Genomic DNA, 20,893 nt, shown 5'->3' with positions numbered 1-20,893 from the left:
GTAATTGAATAGATTATCTCGGTGGTTTTTGTTTTAACCAAATCCAAAAGCCGCTGAGAGATACCATTAGTAATGCTAGCGCGAATAAGTCCCACAGCCAAACCGTTAATGATCCAAATAAGCGACCACTATGCAGATCTAGCATTACGCGTTGCCAATGTAAGTTAGCGCTGCGCGCAAGATTAACAACCTCTTTATCCACAAATTTACTTTCACTCAGCCAAACAGGTACTGTTAACGGCGCAATAGCTTGCCAATCGATGAGTTGCTCATCTGCTTGAAATACACCATTTTCAGTATTTAACCACACCCGGCCATCAACAATCGCTAGCGCTAACAAACCAGACGGAAGTCCAGTGCTGGCATTTTGAGTTTCTTGTAACTGACCAAGATCATTAAATAAATACAGTTGCTGTGCATCTATGGCCACCAGCATGTTACCGACATAGCTGGCACTAATTAAGGTCGCATTGGACTCTAAAATCATATGTTGGTTTTGCCACAATAGATTATCGGTAATATATAATGCAGTAGGTGCAACACCAAACTGAGCAACATGAGAAGGAGGAGCAATACCATAATAATCAAGCAACCACGACTGGGTAACCGGTGCTTGGTCTAAACCAAAATCATCACTGTGATTTATCGCTACGCCAGTCAGCACTAACAATAAGATAAATAACGCACTCGCTAATCCTAAGCGACGGTGCCAAGGACGAAGGGCTCGCAAAATCTTAAGTCTAAAACGGTTACGTCGAGATGTTTTTGTCACACTAACCTGCTTGAAATGATCCGCTAGAATTGAAACGTGGTTTATTGCACCACATGCGCATGAAGTAACAATGCAATGCGCGATAACTTAGTTAACGCTCTTACTGATAATGTTGCACCAGTAATCCCGTCTATATGCTTATCAAGCTGATGTTGGTCATCTAACTTGGCCAGCTTAAATTGGTCTGTAAAAAAATCATGACGAACCTCGTCACCGCGACTTTCACGATAAATTAGCACTTTAGTCCGCATAATTTGATGGTCTTTAATATGAATAGCCACCGTAATCGGCGATTCCTTGCCTATTTCGTCCATTATCCAAACGGTTTCATCATTGTGTAGCCAGTAACGCATACGCATTTTATTAAAACGATGGGCTAAAATAGCTTCTACGGCTTGTTTGAGATCATCATCTAACCACAACACTTTAGACTCGCCAGCATTGCCATTAAATGCTTGGCTAATAAAGGCGTCATTTGACTGATACTGTGTTGCTACAGCGCTAAATGCCGAAAAATAAACAGCTAACCCCATCATAAATAACATCAAATATGATCGTAATATTGCCTGCATATCAATCCTTAGCCAAGAACAAAAATAAGGGTGCCGACAATATACACTGTTGGCACCCAAAATTTTACCGATAATCTGTTTCATCGATGCGTGCTTTTACTGAATGCTCAGCAATTAGAACTGGTAACCAACACCTAGGTTGAAACCGTCTGAATCTGCAGCGCCACCAATGTTTTCGTAATCAGCTTTAAACACTACGTTTTCGTGTAACCAGTAGTTAACACCCACGTTGGTTTGTTTTTTCTTAGTATCGGCACTATCACCCGCATTGTTGTCCCACTCGTTATAACGAGCAAACACACCAAACTGTTCATTAATGCGGTAAGAAGGCTCAATATAGAAACCATTTTGCTTATCGCGACCTAATGCTTCAGCTTCTTTACCATCAATATCCCACTGGGCGAATAATGCCTTAACAGTGAAATTTTCAATGCTGTAAATAGCGTGTGCTGTTAACAATGTAGCAGAAGCGCTATCAACACCAGCAGTCCCCTGAGTTAAGTCAGACTGATACTGAACCGTGGCAGCTAATTCTAAACCCGGTACTGCAGTATATTTTACGCGGCCGGTATAAGCTAAATCTTCGCCTTTCGCTTCAGATACTTTTTGACGACCGTTACGGATTTTATAGCCTGAGCTTTCGTCCAAATACAAACCAGAAGTCACTGCAGTGTCAAAAGCTAAACCTGGAGCGGCTTTAATATTAAGGTTTAAACCACCTTCCCACCATGTCGCAGGAATAATATCTTTTTCTACCGGGTTACGCTCAACACCGTAAAATACCGTTGGTTCGTGAGTTTCGTTGATAATACCTACTGGCATTAAGAATAAACCTGCTTTAGCGGTAAGCATCTCATTAAAATCGTGCTCGATATAAGCTTGCTCTAGCTCAACTTCGCCATTTTGACTCTCACCGGCAATTGAGTGCTCAACTTCTAGTTCAGAGAAAAAACGAGTGGTGCTGTTAAACTCATGACCCACAAACAATACAAAACGGTGAAAATCGAATTCTTTTTTGTCGGTACCGGTTTGGTTATTGCTAATATTGTTATAGTGTAATTCACCATAACCACCAATAGTGGTAGCCGACTTACTTGATGCGCTCGCTTCTACTACATCTGCAGTAGTTTCTACACGCTTTTCAGTTTGCTCAAGACGCTTTTCAAGATCTTTAAGCACTTTCTGCTGCTGCTCAATAATCTGACGTAGTTCAGTCGTTTCGTCAGAAGCCATAGCTTGATTGCTAGCCAAAAGACTAAATAGTGTTGCAGCAATTAACGTTTTTTTCATATCTCATCCCGATTAGACAATGTAAACAACTACTGTGTTGTGTAAACCAATGTGAATTATACATAACGAACATGTTAATGCAAACCATTATCATTAAGTTTGTGATACGCATGTCACATTATTAACAATCACAAATAACAGTGAAATGTCACAACAGATACAAATATTGATAAAAAGAGTTAACACTGATGACGGGCCAGAATGATGTTATAAATTGGTAGAAACGGGGTTTTATTGAAATACAAATAGAGGTGCTAATCTGGTGCCGGAGTGAGTAAAAACCAACTTTTCGCGCCGACATTATCAGTTATAGATGAGTTAATATCTGCACAGAACATTAATCCAACTGAGTTCCATCGAGCAGGTAAAAATACAATACTATAATACTTTTAACAAAGATCTAAGTCTAACAAAACCTAACAGTTAGTTAAATACATTGCCTTTCTAACGAACTGCTATAACCTAACTAAAACCTCTTCGTTTTGTCATTTATTTGTCCTCGATAGCTGGCTGAGCGCTCAATTTTTGAGACGGCGCAATGACAGCTCTTCGCTTAAGCTACCAAACCGTTGAATTTGGTGACATAGATGTTCATCTATGCACCTTACGTAATAATCAAGAATTTTATGACCCTACAGGTGTTGCTGAAAAACTCGGAATATCCTCTGCAAGCTGGCCTATTTTTGGCATTGTATGGCCATCAAGCTTAGTGCTGGCAAACTATATGTTGGATTACAAAACCGAAGGTAAAAGAATTCTAGAAATAGGCTGTGGAATCGCATTATCAAGCTTACTCCTCAACGAAAAACATGCCGATATTACCGCAACCGACTATCACCCAGAAGTTGAGCAGTTCCTTAACCGAAATACAAAACTCAACAATGGTAAAAACATTGCTTTTGAGCAAGTAGATTGGGCCAATGACACCAGTAAGCTGGGACTTTTTGACGTCATCATTGGCAGCGATTTACTCTATGAAGATGAGCATGTGCAGTTATTGGCTTATTTTATTAAAAACCATGCCAGTAAAAAATGTGACGTCATCATTGTAGACCCCGGTAGAGGTAGAAAGAATAAACTCAGTGTAAAATTAGCTGAGTTCGGTTTCATCAGCAGCCATTTTAAACCAATACACACCGACTATTTAGCTCTACCCTTTAAAGGCTACATTCTGGTTTTTTCACGTGGTAATATCGTTACCTAATCAAGTATTATTGCCATTATCGAGTACGAGTAATCAGTGTGTTCAAATACTGCGATTCAGCAACGCTTGGTATAATTGCTACCGAATGCTTGTGGCGTTGTGTTTGACGGTTAGCAAAAGCATCACGTTAATCACTCGATCTAAAAACATCATCACAAGTCTGTAGGCATATTTGATTGTGCATCAACCACCAGCACCGTTTAACCTCGCTATAACGCAACAAAATACCTTTAATGCTGGATGGAATAAGCAATAATTACCGACTCAACCGCCAGAATAGACATTAACCACACCATACTAAGCCAACCATTTAATTATTTGTCAGGTTTTTAGGCTCAAAACAGGCTATGATCCCATTTTGTCGCCCCCTGGCTAATGCACTCAATTATTGAGGCATTACCCCAAGCCTATATTCAATTTCGATTAGGCTTATATGGCATCGTTATTAGATGCGCGATAACTCTTTTTACCCCTTTTATACTTTACATTAGGCAATACCATGGCTATCAGAATTAAACTTAAACCTGGCCGCGAACGTTCATTAGAGCGTCGCCACCCTTGGATATTTTCCAATGGAATTCACAACGTCAATGGCGGAAAACCGCAAGCTGGTGACACTGTTGAAGTAGTGGCGCACGACGGGCATTGGCTCGGACGCGGTGCCTGGTCGCCAGAATCTCAAATCCAAGTGCGGATATGGACTTTCGACAAAGACGAAACTATCGATGCCGACTTCTTCGCCCGACGCATAAAAAGAGCCCAAGCAGGACGTGATGATTTGATTCGCGAACAAGGTCTAACGGGTTATCGCTTAATCGCCGCTGAATCGGACGGTTTACCCGGTATTACCATAGACCGTTATGCCAACGTATTGGTTTGCCAACTGTTAAGCACTGGTGCTGAAAAATGGCGCGACACTATCGTTGAGCAACTGGTTCTTCAATATCCGGACTGCGCTGTCTATGAGCGCTCAGATGTCGACTCTAGAAAGAAAGAAGGCCTGACTCCGGTTGTAGGATTACTACACGGGGAGTTACCTGCTATGCCCGTCATCATCGAAGAAAACGGTATTAAGATTGCCGTCGATGTTGTTAAAGGTCATAAAACAGGTTTCTATCTGGATCAGCGTGACAACCGTGCTATGGCGGCTCGTTTCGTCAAAGGTAAGTCAGTACTTAACTGTTTCTGTTACACCGGTACTTTTGGCTTATATGCCGCCAAAGCAGGCGCTGCGAGTATTGAAAACGTCGATGTATCAACCTTAGCCCTACAAACTGCTCGCGATAATATGGCCATTAATAACCTTAATGATGACCATGTAAGCTATAACGAAGCTGACGTATTCAAATTACTACGCCAGTACCGAGATGAAGGTAAAACCTTTGATGTTATTGTTTTAGACCCGCCTAAGTTTGCCGACAATAAGTCGCAACTCGATGGCGCATGTCGCGGTTATAAAGACATCAATATGATTGCTATGCAATTACTTAATCCAGGTGGAATATTACTGACGTTCTCGTGTTCAGGCTTAATGCAGTCAGACCTATTCCAAAAAGTGGTTGCCGATGCCGCACTTGATGCTAAGCGTGAAGTGCAATTTATTGAACGCATGCACCAAGCCAGCGATCACCCAATTAGCAGCGCATTCCCTGAAGGTTATTACCTGAAAGGACTCGTCGCTCGTGTTTGGTAATAGCTAAGTTTGACCAAATCAAAAAGGGAACAGTATCTGTTCCCTTTTTGTTGGGTAAAATCACTGTAAGCTCTACGAAGTCTTATGCCGATAATATCAGTCACGCAATCAAAACGCGTTTAAGTCAACATGAGTATTAGCCGCCTCACGATATCTTGATCGGTTTTATGTTGGAACACCCAACTTAAGGTTAACACCGTAATCATTTACATCATGGCTGTCTTGAGCTAAGAAAACAATCAGAACAATTAAACCAATAATTGGGATTAATTGTATTAATTGCCACCAGCCAGAGCGGCCAGTGTCATGTAACCTTCTAGCTGCAATACTAAGACTTGGAACTAATAGCGCAAGACTCACTATCGCTGAAATGGTATCTAAACCAAGTACAGCTAAGACAATATTCAGAATGTCGACCCGTAAAAAAATCCATGATAAATATCACCATCGTTATATCTTCCTGTCAGCTTTATGCAATTAGACTTATTTTAGTGATATTGACCCCCTAAGTGCACACAACGTCATCTCACAAGTTCATTGAAACAAAATTGATCTAGTTGATTAACTACTGCGTAACTAATGCTGAACTCAAAATGGTACACACCTAAAAGGAAGATAAAATGTTAAAGAAAATATCTACGATACTGACTCTTGTAGTGGCTAGTTTAGCGTTCTCATCTGTTTCTTATGCCGAACATCATGGTATGAAAAAAGACATTGTTGATGTAGCGGTTGAAAATGGCTCGTTTACCACTCTCGTAGCTGCAGTTAAAGCGGCAGGACTTGTTGAAACGCTGAAAGGTGAAGGTCCATTTACGGTATTTGCACCAACAGATGATGCATTTGCAAAGTTGCCTGAAGGCACTGTAGAAATGCTACTAAAACCAGAGAACAAAGATAAGCTTGTCGCGGTATTAACTTATCATGTTGTAGCTGGCAAAGTGTTAGCTGCTGATGTAGTTAAGCTAGATAGCGCAACAACAGTTGAAGGACAAACAGTTACCATTGAAGTAAAAGACGGTAATGTGATGGTAAACAATGCAAAAGTTATCATGACAGATGTTAACGCTAGCAACGGCGTCATCCACGTGATTGACACAGTGCTACTACCTAACTAATTACTAAGCAATTACTAAGCAATTAATTACTGTCGGGGGCATAGGATACATTCCACGCCCCCGATTCTGTTGTGCTGAACGATTTAAGCCAGCACACAAGAGTAACTGATAATACCTTACTTATGAATTAGTTAACTGGCTGCCAAGACAGCTTAATAACCATATTTAAACAATCCTCAATAGCCTTCAACGACTCCAATAGTATCTTTAATTAGCTAAACCCCATTTTAAACTGGGGCGGCGGTAATCTTCGTCGGGAATAAAATGCCCCTATCGAAATAGACAGATTTAACAACCAGACTATTAATGGTCAATTATCCCATTACGCTATAATATTATTTCACCCAATAAAAACGGCTTCCTAAGAAACCGTTTTTATTAAAATTAACAATTAAATCAAAACCTTATTCAACTGTAACTGATTTAGCCAAATTTCGTGGTTGGTCTACATCAGTACCTTTAATTAATGCCACATGATATGACAATAACTGTAATGGAATAGTGTAAATTAACGGTGCCATGAACTGATCACAATGTGGTACCTGGATAACTTTCATGGTGTCGTCTGATTCAAACTCAGCATCAACATCGGCAAACACATACATTAGTCCGCCACGAGCACGCACTTCTTCAACGTTTGATTTAAGCTTTTCGAGTAATTCATTGTTTGGCGCAACCACGATAACTGGCATATCGGCATCAATCAAAGCTAATGGACCGTGCTTTAACTCACCAGATGCATAAGCTTCGGCGTGAATATATGAAATCTCTTTTAGCTTTAATGCACCTTCCATCGCGATTGGGTATTGATCACCACGACCTAAGAATAATGCATGTTGCTTGTCGGCAAAGTCTTCTGCTAATTCTGCAATTGCATCATTTAAGCCAAGCGCTTGTTCCACTTTAGCTGGCATTGATAACAAGCTTTGAGTAATAGCCGCTTCCATGTCGCTAGACATGCCATTATGACGGCCAATAACCGTTGTTAACATTAACAAGCCAGCTAGTTGAACGGTAAAGGCTTTAGTTGATGCAACACCAATTTCTACGCCAGCTTTCATCATGTAAGCCATGTCAGATTCACGTACTAACGATGAACCAGCTGAGTTACAAATAGTTAAGGTGGCTTTGTAGCCCATTTCTTTTGCTAGGCGCATTGCCGCTAACGTATCAGCTGTTTCACCAGACTGTGAAATAGTCACTAACAAGCTATTTGGGAACAGGTGCGATTTGCGGTAGCGGAACTCAGATGCAATTTCGACATTACATGATACGCCAGCCCAATCTTCTAACCAGTAACGCGCGGCCATACCTGCATGATAACTGGTACCGCAGGCAATAATTTGCACGTGTTTAATGTCTTTTAAAAATTCAGCAGCATTTTCACCAAAAGCTGAATCTAAAACCTTACCCCCCGCAATACGACCTTCTAGAGTATGTGCAATGGCGGTTGGTTGCTCGTAAATCTCTTTCAGCATGTAGTGACGGTATTCACCTTTGTCACCGGCATCATGAGTCACTTCCGATTCTTTCATTTCGCGCTGAACGGCATTGCCATTAACGTCAAAAATGTTAACTTCACGACGCGTAATTTCAGCAACGTCACCTTCTTCTAAAAAGGCAAATGAACGTGTTACAGGTAGTAATGCTAATTGATCTGAGGCAACAAAGTTTTCACCTAAGCCGTAACCAATCACTAATGGGCTTCCGCTACGGGCAACAACCATACGTTCGCTATCACGACGGTCGATAACAACTGTACCATAGGCACCTTCAAGCTGTTTTACTGTCGCTTGCACTGCCACTAATAATGTCGCTGCTGTCTTTAGTTCATGATGAACAAGGTGACAAATAACTTCGGTATCGGTGTCTGATGAAAATACATAACCTAAACCTTTTAACATCTGGCGCAATTTACCGTGATTTTCAATAATACCGTTATGAACAACGGCAATATCACCTTCAGATAAATGTGGGTGTGCATTGCGTTCGCTTGGCTCACCATGAGTTGCCCAACGAGTATGGGCAATACCGGTGCCGCCGCTTAACGGTGCGGCATCAAGTGCGGACGACAACTCTTGTACTTTACCAACGCGGCGAGTACGGCTTAACTCACCTTGATGGATAACAGCAATGCCAGCTGAGTCATAACCACGGTATTCTAGACGACGTAAGCCTTCTACTAAAATTTCTGCAACATCCCTTTGCGCCACTGCGCCTACGATTCCACACATGTTTGTTGTTTCCTTTACTGTTTCAATTTAATTTTTTTTACTTAGTGTATGGCGCGAGTATGACTCTGACGCCATGCGCTGAAATAGTGTTAACGGCTTCTTGGGTGATGTTGTCGTCGGTAACTAAGACATTAACCACATCCCAAGGTAATTCTAGATTAGGGATCCGTCGGCCAATTTTAGTCGACTCTAATAACACCACGACTTCACGAGACATTTCAGCCATTACTTTACTTAAGCCGGTTAGTTCGTTAAATGTGGTGGTGCCACGATCGAGATCGATGCCGTCGGCACCGATAAAAAGTTGGTCAAAGTTATATGAACGTAATACTTGCTCTGCCACTTGGCCCTGAAAAGACTCTGAGTGAGGGTCCCAGGTGCCACCGGTCATCAATAATGTCGGCTCATTTTCAAGTTCATGAATGGCGTTTGCCAATTGCAATGAATTAGTCATCACCACCAAGCCGCGCTTGTCATTTAGCTGTTGCACAAGACCTGAAGTCGTACTGCCGCTGTCAATAATAATTCGGTTATGATCACGAATAAGCTCAGCGGCTTTAGCTGCAATAGCTTGCTTGTTTAAAGACAGTTTTTCATTGGTAATTTGAGTCATTTCTTGAGGTACAGGCACCGCCCCACCATAACGTCGTAACAATAGCCCATGAGTTTCAAGCATGGCTAAGTCTTTGCGAATAGTGACTTCTGAAGTGGCAAATAGATTTGCTAGCTCATCGACACTGACTTCGCCTTGTTCATTAACCAATTTAATAATCGAATGGCGACGTTGCTGGGTGTTACGTTTAGTCATTTAAATTAACTATCTTTCATATAAGTTTCGAAACGAAAGATATTTTAGCACCAAATGAAACTTTATCTAGATCTTATCGCTCAAAAATTGAAATAAAAGTACAAAAAAAGCCTCTGACATATGCAGAGGCTTTTAGATTTTAGAATATTAAAGCTTATTTTTTTATTTTAACTGGACGTTGCCAACCGGTAATATGACGCTGTTTAACGCGTGTAATCACCAGTTCATTTTCAGCAACATCTTTGGTTATAGTTGAGCCGGCACCTAACGTGGCATTTTTGCCTATGGTAACAGGCGCAACTAACTGGGTATCACTACCGACGAATACACCATCCTCAATAGTAGTAATAAACTTATTGGCACCGTCATAGTTACAGGTAATCGTACCAGCACCGATATTAACGCCTGCGCCAATTTGTGCATCGCCTAAATAAGCCAAGTGGCCTGCTTTTGAACCTTTACCTAATACACTCTTTTTAATTTCAACAAAGTTGCCTATATGAGCATCTTCTTTAAGCTCTGCCCCTGGGCGTAAGCGAGCAAAAGGTCCTGCGCTCGCAGCTTGTCCAAGCTTAGCGCCTTCAACGATAGTATAAGGTTTAATTTCGGCATTATCGGCAATGTCGCAATCAATCAAAATAGCACCAGCACCAATTGTGACGTTATTACCTAAGGTCACTTGACCTTGAAAAATAACGTTAACATCAATCATCACATCCATACCAACAGTCACGTTACCGCGAATATCAATACGGGCAGGGTCGCGTAAATTAGCGCCTTCAAGCATCATTTTTTCAGCAGCTCGAGCTTGGTAAGCTCGCTCTAACTGCGCAAGTTGTACGCGGTTATTAGCACCTTCAACTTCAATAGCTGATTGTGGTTGTGAGGTAGTAATTTCAACACCATCGGCATTAGCCATGGCGATAATGTCAGTTAAATAGTATTCGCCTTGAGCATTATTATTAGATAAACGATTTAACCATGCTTTTAACTGCTTACCTGGTACCGCCATAATGCCGGTGTTCACTTCGTTAATAGCTAACTGCTCAGCGTTAGCATCTTTTTGTTCAATAATTCCGACTACTTTACCCTGTTCACGAACGATACGACCATAACCGGTAGGGTTAGGTAAATTGACAGTCAAAATAGCAAGACCATTAGTAGGACGAACAGCCAATAAAGCTTCTAAGGTCGATTGTTGAATTAGCGGCACATCACCATAAAGAATTAATACCGTGTCGTCGTCGTTAATATTTGGATTAGCTTGGGCAACGGCATGGCCAGTACCTAGTTGTTCTGCTTGCAATACCCAATTTAATGCTTGCTCACCTAAAGCCGCTTGTAATTTATCTGCACCATAGCCATATACTAATTGAATAGCCGATGAGCCTAATGAATTGGCAGTATCAATAACGTGTTGCACCATACTTTTATGGGCAATGGGATGCAGCACTTTAGGCAGATCTGAGCGCATCCGAGTTCCTTTTCCTGCAGCTAAGATCACAACATTTAACGACATTGAGCATTCCTTTAATGAACAGATAGAGATTTGCAGACATTTTAGCGGAATACGAACCAAAGTGAAAATAAAGGCGCTAAGTTAGCCAGTAATAGGCAATAAAAAAGGCGACTCGTAAGAGTCGCCTTTTAAGCGTCAAATAATCAGATTATCTGGTGATATTTTTCTTGATGCATTCAACAACACGTAATTGAGCCATAGATTTGGCTAATTCGATTGCAGCAGCTTCATAATTGAAGTCAGTGCCGGCATTAGCAATTGCTTGCTCTGCACGTTCTTTGGCTTCTAAAGCAGCTTTCTCATCAATATCATCGGCACGTAATGCTACATCAGCAAGCACTGAAATTGCAGTAGGTTGTACTTCAAGTAAACCACCTGATAAATACAACACTTCTTCACTGCCATCTTGCTTGATAAAGCGCGCCATACCAGGCTTGATTTTTGTCAGTAACGCAACATGGTTAGGCATAATACCTAACTCACCTTCAGCACCATTAACTTCTAAAAAGCTAACTTGGCCATGGAAGATGCTGTTTTCGGCACTAACAATATCAAGTTGGACTGTTTTGGCTGCCATCAAGTTCTCCTTAAAGAACTAAGCTTTACGGCCTAGTTATTTCTTTTTGTTAGCTTTTTCGACAGCTTCATCGATTGAGCCAACCATGTAGAACGCTTGCTCTGGGATGTGATCGAACTCACCTTCCAAGATACCCTTGAAGCCACGAATTGTGTCTTTAAGAGAAACGTACTTACCTGGAGAACCAGTGAAGACTTCTGCTACGAAGAAAGGTTGAGATAAGAAACGCTCAATCTTACGTGCTCGGAATACCATGGTTTTGTCATCATCTGACAATTCATCCATACCCAAGATAGCAATAATGTCTTTCAGCTCTTTATAACGCTGTAATACAGTTTGTACACCGTTTGCAACATCATAATGCTCTTGGCCAACAACCTGTGGATCTAACTGACGTGAAGTCGAATCCAATGGGTCAACCGCTGGGTAAATACCCAAAGATGCAATTTGACGAGACAATACAACAGTCGCATCTAAGTGAGCGAAGGTTGTTGCTGGTGACGGATCAGTTAAGTCATCCGCAGGTACATATACTGCTTGTACAGAAGTAATCGAACCAGACTTAGTTGAAGTGATACGTTCTTGAAGAACACCCATCTCTTCAGCTAGTGTTGGCTGATAACCTACTGCAGAAGGCATACGACCTAGTAGTGCAGATACTTCAGTACCCGCTAAGGTGTAACGGTAAATGTTGTCCACGAACAACAATACGTCACGACCTTCGTCACGGAACTTTTCAGCGATACTCAGGCCAGTTAACGCTACGCGTAAACGGTTACCTGGAGGCTCGTTCATCTGACCATAAACCATGGCTACTTTGTCTAATACGCCTGAATCTTCCATCTCGTAGTAGAAGTCGTTACCCTCACGGGTACGCTCACCAACACCAGCGAAAACAGAAAGACCAGAGTGAGCTTTAGCGATGTTGTTAATCAGTTCCATCATGTTGACTGTTTTACCAACACCAGCACCACCGAACAGACCGACTTTACCACCTTTAGCGAAAGGACAAACAAGGTCGATAACCTTGATACCCGTCTCTAATAGCTCAGTTGAATTTGACTGATCTTCGTATGAAGGGGCTGCACGGTGAATAACATAACGCTCTTCTTCACCAATAGGACCCGCTTCATCGATAGGCTCACCCAATACGTTCATAATACGGCCAAGGGTTGCAACCCCTACCGGAACAGTAATTGGTGAACCTGAGTTTGCTACCTCTAGACCACGACGCAGACCATCAGAAGAACCCATAGCGATGGTACGAACAACACCACCACCTAGTTGCTGCTGAACTTCCAGCACCAAACCATTACAGGCGCCTTCACCAGTGATCTTCAGAGCGTCATATACTCGAGGTACAGAATCTTGTGGAAACTCTACGTCCACAACCGCGCCAATTACTTGGACAACAGTACCTGTGCTCATGATTAATCCTCTAAACTTGATTTCGTTACCTAAACCTAAACCGCTGCAGCGCCTGATACAATTTCCGACAGTTCTTGCGTAATCGCAGCCTGACGGGCCTTGTTATAGACGAGTTGCAAATCATCGATCATTTCGCCAGCGTTGTCTGTTGCCGCCTTCATAGCTACCATACGGGCAGCTTGTTCAGAGGCAATATTCTCAACAACACCTTGATATACTTGAGACTCTACATAACGAGTTAACAATAGATCTAAAACTTCTTTTGGATCTGGCTCGTAAATATAATCCCAAGGATAACTAGCTACTTCTTCATCTGACTTAGGTAAAGGTAGCAGCTGTTCGATCACCGGAGTCTGGGTCATTGTATTAACAAACTTGTTAAACACAATGTACAGACGATCCAATTTACCTTCGTTGTAAGCTTTTAACATGACACGTACTGTGCCAATCAAATCAACAAGTTTTGGCGCATCGCCTAAACCTGATGCATGGGCGGAAACTTCACCACCAAAGCTTTTAAAAAACTGAACAGAACGGGCACCAATTGGGCAAAACTCAACGTCTGCACCTTGTTCTTTCCATTTTTTAACGTCTGACACAACCTTTTTAAAGAGGTTGACGTTCAAACCACCACAAAGGCCACGGTCGGTTGCTACAACAATGTAACCAACCCGCTTGGCATCTCTCACCTCTAAATAGGGGTGTTTATACTCGAGAGTACCTTGCGCTACGTGACCGATCACCTTACGCATATTTTCTGCATATGGACGGCTAGCTGCCATGCGTTCTTGCGCTCTGCGCATTTTGCTGGCGGCAACCATTTCCATAGCAGAAGTGATCTTCTGAGTATTTTTAACACTCGCGATCTTGGTTTTAATCTCTTTAGCGCTGGCCATCTCTACTCTCCAATCTGGGACCTGAGGTGCCTAATGACACCCCGTGTTCATTATTACCAGGTTTGGGTTTCAATGAACTTGTCCATGCCTGCCTTTAACTCACCTTCGATATCAGCGTTATAATCGCCAGTAGCATTGATGGTGTTCATTAGGTCAGCATGTTGACTGTTCATGTATGAAAGCAGAGAGGCCTCGAAGCGACCGATTTCATTTAAAGCAACACCTTTAAGGTAGCCTTTTTCAGCTGCGAAAATAGACACAGACTGGGCAGCAACGCTCATAGGAGCATATTGCTTTTGCTTCATTAATTCGGTTACACGCTCACCATGCTCAAGTTGAGCACGAGTTGCATCATCTAAATCAGACGCAAACTGTGAGAACGCAGCAAGCTCTCGATACTGTGCAAGTGCAGTACGAATACCGCCAGACAGTTTCTTGATGATTTTAGTCTGCGCAGCACCACCAACACGAGATACTGAAATACCTGGGTTAACTGCTGGACGTAGTCCAGAGTTAAACAAATCAGTCTCAAGGAAGATTTGACCATCTGTAATAGAAATTACGTTAGTCGGTACGAACGCTGATACATCACCAGCTTGGGTTTCAATAATAGGCAAAGCGGTTAACGAACCGGTTTTACCTGTTACTGCACCTTTAGTGAACTTTTCTACATAATTCACGTTTACGCGTGAAGCACGCTCTAATAAACGAGAGTGTAGATAAAAAACATCACCTGGGTAGGCTTCACGTCCTGGTGGACGCTTCAATAGTAGTGAAATTTGACGATAAGCAACTGCTTGCTTAGACAAATCATCATATACGATTAAAGAATCTTCACCGCGGTCACGGAAGTATTCACCCATAGAACAACCAGAATATGGCGCTAAATATTGTAGTGCGGCAGCTTCAGAAGCTGAGGCAACAACAACAATAGTGTTAGCTAATGCACCATGTTCTTCAAGCTTGCGTACTACGTTAGCGATGGTAGAAGCTTTCTGACCAATAGCTACATAGACACACTTAATGCCTGACTCTTTCTGGTTGATAATTGCATCGATTGCCATCGCTGTTTTACCAGTCTGACGGTCACCAATAATCAATTCACGTTGACCACGACCAATAGGGATCATGGCATCAACGGCTTTATAACCAGTTTGAATTGGTTGTGATACTGACTTACGTTCAATAACACCTGGGGCAATCACTTCAACAGGAGAGAAACCATCGTTGTCGATAGGTCCTTTTCCGTCAATAGGCTCACCTAGAGTGTTAACAACGCGGCCAAGTAGACCACGACCCACCGGTACTTCAAGAATACGACCAGTGGTTCTTACTTTATCGCCTTCTGCTAAATTAGCATAAGGCCCCATTACTACGGCGCCGACAGAATCACGTTCTAAATTCAACGCGATTGCAAAACAGCCACCAGGCAGTTCGATCATTTCACCTTGCATTACATCGGCTAGGCCGTTAATGCGAATGATGCCGTCACTTACTGCAACGATTGTACCTTCGTTGCGAGCTTCACTAACGACGTCGAACTGCTGGATCCGCTGCTTAATCAGATCGCTGATTTCAGTGGAATTCAGTTGCATGCTCAAACTCCCAATTACGACTGCAGCTTTTCAGACAAACGCGATAACTTACCGCTTACCGAGCCATCAATGACTAGGTCGCCTGATTTAATAATTACACCGCCAATAAGCGATGCGTCGATGCTGCAATTCAGCTTAACTTTGCGTGCGAGACGTTTCTCTAAAGAAACACTAATTTGCTGCTGTTGCTCAGAGCTTAGCTCAGTAGCAGAAACCACATCGGCTTCAACTTCTTTTGCCCACTCATTACGGTATTCAGCAAAAAGTAGCGATACTGTTGACAGTATCCCTAAACGACCGTTTTCAGCCATTACCTTTATCAGGTTTTGACCTTGCTCATTGACTTGCTCACCGCATACTTTTATAAAAAGTGAGGCAAGTTGTGTACTCGCGAGAGTACCATTAAGCAGTGGCTTTATTGATTCGTTTTCACTTACCAATGAAGCGAAAGTTAACATTTCTGTCCAACTTTCTACTGCTTTATGCTCAACAGCAAAATCAAAAGCTGCCTTTGCGTAAGGGCGAGCGATGGTGCTTAATTCAGCCATAACTCAACTCCCTTAATCAAATTTCAGCAACAAGTTTATTAACTATGTCACTGTGGGCTTCTGGATCTATCACGCGTTCAAGAATTTTCTCTGCACCAGCGATAGCTAGTAGAGCAACTTGCTTACGCAAATCATCTTTCACGCGATTACGTTCGTTTTCAATTTCTGCTTGACCCTGAGCGATAATTTTAGCTCGCTCAGTTTGCGCTTCAACTTTAGCTTCTTCAACGATTTGAGCCTTACGCTTATTAGCTTGCTCAATAATTTCGTTGGCAGTTACTTTTGCTTCTTTTAGTTGCTCAGTAGCTTTAATTTGTGCTAACTCTAGATCTTTTGCTGCACGGCCGGCATCAGCCAGACCATCAGCAATTTTCTTCTGGCGTTCTTCGATGGCATTCATCAACGGAGGCCATACAAACTTCATGCAAAACCACACGAAGAGAATAAAGGCAACCGTCTGACCGAATAGGGTAGCGTTGAAATTCACAACAGCCTCCTAGTTAGATTAAAGACAGAAGCGTTAGTTAAAGCATTGCACCCAATGGGTTAGTAAATAGCATAAATAGCGCAATACCTACACCAATCATAGTTACGGCATCTAGAAGACCCGCTACGATGAACATTTTAACTTGTAACATAGGCGCCATTTCTGGCTGACGAGCTGCACCTTCTAAAAACTTTCCACCTAAAAGGCCGAAACCAATAGCTGTTCCTAATGCACCCATACCAATGAGTAGAGCAACAGCAATTGCCGTCATTCCTAATACAGTTTCCATATCTATCTCCAATATTCTAAATCGTTGTTATTAATGATTTAGGTCAAAAAAATTTTCGGTTACCCTTAGTGATCTTCATGCGCCATGCTTAAATAAACAATGGTCAACATCATGAAAATAAATGCTTGTAAAGTAATAACTAAAATATGGAAAATTAACCAACCTAGTTGTAATCCTACACCTAGAGCAGATAACGCCACGTTAGAACCGTACATCAATGCAATAAGGATAAATATCAACTCACCAGCGTACAAGTTACCAAATAGTCGTAGAGCCAATGAAATCGGCTTCGCAACTAAAGTTACTGTTTCTAATAATAAGTTGACTGGTATCATTGCCCAATGGTTAAAAGGCTGAAATGTTAGTTCTTTAACAAAACCTGAAACACCTTTGACTTTAATGCTGTAATAAATAATCAGCACAAACACACCAAGAGCTAAGCTGAAGGTAATGTTAACGTCTGTAGTCGGGACAACTTTTAGGTATGGAACACCAGCTAATAAAGCCAGTGAAGGTAACCAATCGACTGGGATCATATCCATGAAGTTCATCATGAAAATCCAGACGAAAATTGTCAGAGCTAAAGGCGCAATAACAGGATTGCGGCCGTGAAAAGTTTCTTTCACACTGCTATCAACGAACTCAACAATCATCTCGACAAAACATTGAAATTTGCCAGGAACGCCTGTGGTCGCTTTTTTGCCGGCACGGTAAAACAGCCATAAGAACAACATTCCAAGCCCAACCGAAAAGAGCAACGAATCAATGTTCCAAGTCCAAAATCCTTCACCAACTGTTAGATTGGTAAGGTGATGTTGGATATAGCTCTGCTGTGTCATTTCTTCACCAGTTGCAGACATGATTCATCCCACTTAACTTTGCTTGAAATATAAAGGTGCTATCCAATGTACAACTAACACTAATGAGTAACAGGTAAAAAGCGGCATAAATCCAACTTTTATATTGATAAACACTAACGAAAATAATGCAATGGTTAATAGCATCTTTACCGCTTCCCCCCAGTAAAAGCTTTTAATCACTTTTGCTGCAGAGCTTGCCCCACTATGTGAGAAAGCTAGGGTTGCGAATACAAAATTAGGAAGTACAGCAATTACGCCACCTGCTAGCGCAGATAGGCCATACTGTGCTCCCCACATAACGAAAAATAGTGTTGAAATAATACACGCGACTGTCGCTTGTACCAGCACTAATTTATAGGCTGCTAACCTGCCACGACGCGCTAAAACATTACCCAACTTCATATCTCCGCATTATTGCCTTTCGCGGTCCTAATGTTAAATTTAATATATTAAACTAGCCTTAAGATTCAAAAAGCCTGCAAAGTATACCTTTTCGCGCTTTGTTTGCAACTTTGATGATAGTAAAACAACGATTTTACGCACGATTCAGCGCTAAATAATCAAAAACTAAAATTAGAGCTATGTCACAAACTTACTAATGAAATTGGTTTGTTGCACATTTCAGCGGATTTTACTTAAAATTCCGTCTAATTCAGCTAGATTCTGGTAATTTATTACAATTTTGCCTTTACCTTTACTGCCATGATTGATGGCAACCTTGGCACCGAGTCTTTCAATTAACTCTTGTTCTAAACGACTAACATCATGATCTTTAGCTGGTGTTTCGGCGTCTTTAGCCGGATTTAGGGCTTTATTAACTAATCGTTCAGTTTCTCGAACAGTCATTTCTTTTGAGGCCACTAATCGAGCTAAATTAGTCTGTTCATCGCCTTCTACCGCCAATAAAGCCCGCGCGTGGCCCATGTCGATATCACCATTTTCCAACAAACGTTTAACAGGCTCATTAAGGCTATTTAAACGCAATAAATTAGACACACTAACACGGGATTTACCAACTGCATCAGCCACTTGTTGATGGGTTAATTCAAATTCTTCTAATAATCGTTGCAAGGCAATGGCTTCTTCCATTGCATTTAAATCTTCACGTTGAATATTCTCAATTAGCGCGATAGCGACCGCAGCATCATCAGCCACTTGCTTTACAATACACGGTACTTTATCAAGTTTGGCTAGTTGAGCTGCACGCCAACGACGTTCACCGGCAATAATTTCATAATTAGTTGCAGATATTTTACGAATAATAATAGGTTGTATAACACCTTGAGCACGAATTGATTCAGCTAACTCTTCTAGTGCTTCTGGCGACATATCTTTACGTGGTTGATATTTACCTGGTTGTAATAAATCAAGATCAAGGTGTAGTAAGTCATTTAACGTTGCAGATTGCTGCTCTTCTACTTGATCATTTTTACGACTAGCAGTATTACTGTGGCTTAATAAGGCATCCAAGCCTTTACCTAAACCGCGTTTTTTTATGGTCATTTTTGTATCCTACGCTTGTTTTGGTTGAGTTTGCTGTTCTGCACGACGGATTATTTCACCTGCCAGGGCTAAATAGGCTTTAGCTCCGGCACTTGATTTGTCGTAATACATGGCAGGTGCACCAAAACTAGGTGCTTCAGCTAAACGAACATTTCGCGGTATGACAGTGCGATACACTTTCTCACCAAAATGCTGTTTGAGTTGATCAGATACATCATTAGATAAACGATTTCGCGGATCATACATAGTCCGCAAAATGCCTTCTATGCTTAATGTAGGGTTAACCATGGCGCCTAGCTTGGTAATAGTGTCAATTAACGCCGTTAAGCCTTCTAAGGCATAATATTCGCATTGCATTGGCACAAGTACAGAATCAGCAGCCGACATGGCATTTACAGTTAACATATTGAGTGATGGCGGGCAGTCAATAAAGATAAAGTCATAATCATCTTTGATCGGTGCTAATGCGTTGCGTAAACGGATCTCACGCGCATAAAATTCCATTAATTTAATTTCAGCAGCAGTGACATCACCATTACCCGCGATCAAATCATATTTACCTATGGTATTTTTAATGACTATTTCGGCAAAGGGTTTTTCTTCAACTAATAATTCATAAGCGGTGTTATCGACTTCATATTTATCGACACCACTGCCCATAGTCGCATTACCTTGAGGATCTAAATCGATCAACAACACTTTACGCTTTGTGGCGGCAAGTGATGCGGCTAAATTAACGCAAGTTGTTGTTTTTCCAACGCCACCTTTCTGGTTGGCTACGGCAATGATTTTACCCACAATGTCATCCTGTCTTAAAGTTATTGATGTCCGGTTAGCTTAATTAGCGAAAGAAATGCGAGTTATTGCTTAGCAATTTTTAATAAATGTCGCTGTTCATCTAACGTTGGTACATGCAATACAATGGTTTCTACCAACAAAAATCCTGTTGGCATATCTTGTAATTCTTGCTGATTTAACTGGCCTTTTAACGCATAAAAAGTGCCTTTCTCAGTCGGTAAATGATGACACCAACTGAGCATATCTTGAATAGATGCAAATGCTCGACTTAACACACCATCAAATTTAATCTCTGGGTTATAAGCTTCAACACGGCTTTCTACCGAGGTAATATTATTAATTTTTAATTCAAATTGAACCTGTTTTTGAAAACGGATCCGTTTACCTAAACTGTCTAACAACACAAACTGCTTATCTGGATTCATAATCGCTAATGGGATCCCGGGTAAACCAGGGCCAGTTCCCACATCGATAAAACGTTGTCCTTCAAGATAAGGAGAAACGGTTAAACTGTCCATAACATGACGGATTAACATTTGCTCAGGATCACGAACGGCGGTGAGATTATAAGCCTTATTCCATTTATCAAGCATTTCAACAAAACCTATTAATTGTTTTTGTTGTAATTCAGTGGCCGACATATTCATTTCAGCTAAATAGGTTTTAAGTTGGGCAGATAACACAGAAAGCCTCGTAGGTTGC

At 41.5% G+C, this 20,893-nt stretch carries 22 protein-coding genes; 3 read left to right on the top strand and 19 right to left on the bottom strand.

Annotation, left to right across the window (positions count from 1 at the left end; all coding sequences use genetic code 11):
• Window positions 1–13: 13 nt before the first annotated feature.
• The 3 genes from AAEY94_RS17135 to AAEY94_RS17125 all read right to left on the bottom strand — a co-directional run bounded on the left by AAEY94_RS17135 (window position 14) and on the right by AAEY94_RS17125 (window position 2,634).
• Complete coding sequence (locus AAEY94_RS17135; protein WP_242445162.1) at window positions 14–802, bottom strand: PepSY-associated TM helix domain-containing protein; 789 nt, start codon at window positions 800–802, stop codon at window positions 14–16.
• Between the two features lie 11 nt (window positions 803–813).
• The gene (locus tag AAEY94_RS17130; RefSeq protein WP_101087336.1) at window positions 814–1,344 is read right to left on the bottom strand and encodes an FMN-binding protein; all 531 of its coding nucleotides are present in this window, start codon (window positions 1,342–1,344) and stop codon (window positions 814–816) included.
• 114 nt (window positions 1,345–1,458) lie between these two features.
• Window positions 1,459–2,634 carry a porin gene (locus AAEY94_RS17125; RefSeq protein WP_101087337.1) on the bottom strand — a complete coding sequence of 392 codons (1,176 nt, stop codon included), beginning with the start codon at window positions 2,632–2,634 and terminating at the stop codon, window positions 1,459–1,461.
• A gap of 538 nt (window positions 2,635–3,172) precedes the next feature.
• Between AAEY94_RS17125 and AAEY94_RS17120 the strand changes: the two genes are divergently transcribed.
• Window positions 3,173–3,838, top strand: coding sequence for a class I SAM-dependent methyltransferase (locus AAEY94_RS17120; RefSeq protein WP_101087338.1), 666 nt, complete (start codon window positions 3,173–3,175; stop codon window positions 3,836–3,838).
• Between the two features lie 499 nt (window positions 3,839–4,337).
• Entirely contained in the window at window positions 4,338–5,531 is a 1,194-nt protein-coding gene (locus AAEY94_RS17115; protein WP_101087339.1) for a class I SAM-dependent rRNA methyltransferase, read from the top strand.
• A 165-nt stretch (window positions 5,532–5,696) separates the two neighbouring features.
• On the opposite strand, the gene AAEY94_RS17110 is transcribed toward AAEY94_RS17115, so the two are convergent.
• Complete coding sequence (locus AAEY94_RS17110) at window positions 5,697–5,942, bottom strand: DUF805 domain-containing protein (RefSeq protein WP_242445163.1); 246 nt, start codon at window positions 5,940–5,942, stop codon at window positions 5,697–5,699.
• A gap of 209 nt (window positions 5,943–6,151) precedes the next feature.
• Between AAEY94_RS17110 and AAEY94_RS17105 the strand changes: the two genes are divergently transcribed.
• The gene (locus tag AAEY94_RS17105) at window positions 6,152–6,649 is read left to right on the top strand and encodes a fasciclin domain-containing protein (protein WP_101087341.1); all 498 of its coding nucleotides are present in this window, start codon (window positions 6,152–6,154) and stop codon (window positions 6,647–6,649) included.
• 404 nt (window positions 6,650–7,053) lie between these two features.
• On the opposite strand, the gene glmS is transcribed toward AAEY94_RS17105, so the two are convergent.
• From glmS to rsmG, 15 genes are all read right to left on the bottom strand, one after another.
• Window positions 7,054–8,883, bottom strand: coding sequence for a glutamine--fructose-6-phosphate transaminase (isomerizing) (gene glmS, locus AAEY94_RS17100; RefSeq protein ID WP_101087342.1), 1,830 nt, complete (start codon window positions 8,881–8,883; stop codon window positions 7,054–7,056).
• A 37-nt stretch (window positions 8,884–8,920) separates the two neighbouring features.
• The gene (locus tag AAEY94_RS17095) at window positions 8,921–9,691 is read right to left on the bottom strand and encodes a DeoR/GlpR family DNA-binding transcription regulator (RefSeq protein WP_101087343.1); all 771 of its coding nucleotides are present in this window, start codon (window positions 9,689–9,691) and stop codon (window positions 8,921–8,923) included.
• A 154-nt stretch (window positions 9,692–9,845) separates the two neighbouring features.
• A complete protein-coding gene (gene glmU, locus AAEY94_RS17090) occupies window positions 9,846–11,210 on the bottom strand; it encodes a bifunctional UDP-N-acetylglucosamine diphosphorylase/glucosamine-1-phosphate N-acetyltransferase GlmU (protein WP_101087344.1) in 1,365 nt (454 codons plus the stop codon).
• Window positions 11,211–11,358: 148 nt separating this feature from the next.
• On the bottom strand, window positions 11,359–11,787 hold the full coding sequence (locus AAEY94_RS17085; protein ID WP_101087345.1) for a F0F1 ATP synthase subunit epsilon: 429 nt from the start codon (window positions 11,785–11,787) through the stop codon (window positions 11,359–11,361).
• Window positions 11,788–11,823: 36 nt separating this feature from the next.
• Window positions 11,824–13,215 carry a F0F1 ATP synthase subunit beta gene (atpD, locus tag AAEY94_RS17080; RefSeq protein WP_101087346.1) on the bottom strand — a complete coding sequence of 464 codons (1,392 nt, stop codon included), beginning with the start codon at window positions 13,213–13,215 and terminating at the stop codon, window positions 11,824–11,826.
• A gap of 35 nt (window positions 13,216–13,250) precedes the next feature.
• Window positions 13,251–14,111 carry a F0F1 ATP synthase subunit gamma gene (gene atpG / locus AAEY94_RS17075; RefSeq protein ID WP_101087347.1) on the bottom strand — a complete coding sequence of 287 codons (861 nt, stop codon included), beginning with the start codon at window positions 14,109–14,111 and terminating at the stop codon, window positions 13,251–13,253.
• A gap of 53 nt (window positions 14,112–14,164) precedes the next feature.
• Window positions 14,165–15,706: a F0F1 ATP synthase subunit alpha gene (gene atpA, locus AAEY94_RS17070; protein ID WP_101087348.1), complete on the bottom strand. Its 1,542-nt coding sequence runs from the start codon at window positions 15,704–15,706 to the stop codon at window positions 14,165–14,167.
• Between the two features lie 14 nt (window positions 15,707–15,720).
• Window positions 15,721–16,254: a F0F1 ATP synthase subunit delta gene (atpH, locus tag AAEY94_RS17065; RefSeq protein ID WP_101087349.1), complete on the bottom strand. Its 534-nt coding sequence runs from the start codon at window positions 16,252–16,254 to the stop codon at window positions 15,721–15,723.
• Between the two features lie 16 nt (window positions 16,255–16,270).
• Entirely contained in the window at window positions 16,271–16,741 is a 471-nt protein-coding gene (gene atpF / locus AAEY94_RS17060; RefSeq protein ID WP_101087350.1) for a F0F1 ATP synthase subunit B, read from the bottom strand.
• A 37-nt stretch (window positions 16,742–16,778) separates the two neighbouring features.
• Window positions 16,779–17,030 carry a F0F1 ATP synthase subunit C gene (gene atpE / locus AAEY94_RS17055; protein WP_011639455.1) on the bottom strand — a complete coding sequence of 84 codons (252 nt, stop codon included), beginning with the start codon at window positions 17,028–17,030 and terminating at the stop codon, window positions 16,779–16,781.
• Window positions 17,031–17,095: 65 nt separating this feature from the next.
• A complete protein-coding gene (gene atpB / locus AAEY94_RS17050) occupies window positions 17,096–17,890 on the bottom strand; it encodes a F0F1 ATP synthase subunit A (protein WP_101087351.1) in 795 nt (264 codons plus the stop codon).
• Window positions 17,891–17,902: 12 nt separating this feature from the next.
• Window positions 17,903–18,286: an ATP synthase subunit I gene (locus tag AAEY94_RS17045; protein ID WP_101087392.1), complete on the bottom strand. Its 384-nt coding sequence runs from the start codon at window positions 18,284–18,286 to the stop codon at window positions 17,903–17,905.
• Window positions 18,287–18,511: 225 nt separating this feature from the next.
• Window positions 18,512–19,393, bottom strand: coding sequence for a ParB/RepB/Spo0J family partition protein (locus AAEY94_RS17040; protein ID WP_101087352.1), 882 nt, complete (start codon window positions 19,391–19,393; stop codon window positions 18,512–18,514).
• A 9-nt stretch (window positions 19,394–19,402) separates the two neighbouring features.
• Entirely contained in the window at window positions 19,403–20,191 is a 789-nt protein-coding gene (locus AAEY94_RS17035) for a ParA family protein (RefSeq protein ID WP_101087353.1), read from the bottom strand.
• 62 nt (window positions 20,192–20,253) lie between these two features.
• Window positions 20,254–20,874: a 16S rRNA (guanine(527)-N(7))-methyltransferase RsmG gene (gene rsmG, locus AAEY94_RS17030; protein WP_101087354.1), complete on the bottom strand. Its 621-nt coding sequence runs from the start codon at window positions 20,872–20,874 to the stop codon at window positions 20,254–20,256.
• Window positions 20,875–20,893 lie beyond the last annotated feature (19 nt).

Origin of the sequence: Shewanella sp. AC34-MNA-CIBAN-0136 (genome assembly GCF_040309945.1) — a bacterium.
GTDB lineage: Bacteria > Pseudomonadota > Gammaproteobacteria > Enterobacterales > Shewanellaceae > Shewanella.
This window is presented reverse-complemented; position numbering and strand designations above follow the sequence as displayed.

Excerpts from the sequence above, each read along its gene's own strand:
- AAEY94_RS17125 (WP_101087337.1), bottom strand. The coding sequence starts at position 2,634 with ATGAAAAAAACGTTAATTGCTGCAACACTATTTAGTCTTTTGGCTAGC.
- AAEY94_RS17040 (WP_101087352.1), bottom strand. The coding sequence starts at position 19,393 with ATGACCATAAAAAAACGCGGTTTAGGTAAAGGCTTGGATGCCTTATTA.
- atpA (WP_101087348.1), bottom strand. The coding sequence starts at position 15,706 with ATGCAACTGAATTCCACTGAAATCAGCGATCTGATTAAGCAGCGGATC.
- glmS (WP_101087342.1), bottom strand. The coding sequence starts at position 8,883 with ATGTGTGGAATCGTAGGCGCAGTGGCGCAAAGGGATGTTGCAGAAATT.
- atpG (WP_101087347.1), bottom strand. The coding sequence starts at position 14,111 with ATGGCCAGCGCTAAAGAGATTAAAACCAAGATCGCGAGTGTTAAAAAT.
- atpH (WP_101087349.1), bottom strand. The coding sequence starts at position 16,254 with ATGGCTGAATTAAGCACCATCGCTCGCCCTTACGCAAAGGCAGCTTTT.
- atpB (WP_101087351.1), bottom strand. The coding sequence starts at position 17,890 with ATGTCTGCAACTGGTGAAGAAATGACACAGCAGAGCTATATCCAACAT.
- atpD (WP_101087346.1), bottom strand. The coding sequence starts at position 13,215 with ATGAGCACAGGTACTGTTGTCCAAGTAATTGGCGCGGTTGTGGACGTA.
- AAEY94_RS17095 (WP_101087343.1), bottom strand. The coding sequence starts at position 9,691 with ATGACTAAACGTAACACCCAGCAACGTCGCCATTCGATTATTAAATTG.
- AAEY94_RS17130 (WP_101087336.1), bottom strand. The coding sequence starts at position 1,344 with ATGCAGGCAATATTACGATCATATTTGATGTTATTTATGATGGGGTTA.
- AAEY94_RS17085 (WP_101087345.1), bottom strand. The coding sequence starts at position 11,787 with ATGGCAGCCAAAACAGTCCAACTTGATATTGTTAGTGCCGAAAACAGC.
- AAEY94_RS17115 (WP_101087339.1), top strand. The coding sequence starts at position 4,338 with ATGGCTATCAGAATTAAACTTAAACCTGGCCGCGAACGTTCATTAGAG.
- atpE (WP_011639455.1), bottom strand. The coding sequence starts at position 17,030 with ATGGAAACTGTATTAGGAATGACGGCAATTGCTGTTGCTCTACTCATT.
- glmU (WP_101087344.1), bottom strand. The coding sequence starts at position 11,210 with ATGTCGTTAAATGTTGTGATCTTAGCTGCAGGAAAAGGAACTCGGATG.
- AAEY94_RS17120 (WP_101087338.1), top strand. The coding sequence starts at position 3,173 with ATGACAGCTCTTCGCTTAAGCTACCAAACCGTTGAATTTGGTGACATA.
- AAEY94_RS17105 (WP_101087341.1), top strand. The coding sequence starts at position 6,152 with ATGTTAAAGAAAATATCTACGATACTGACTCTTGTAGTGGCTAGTTTA.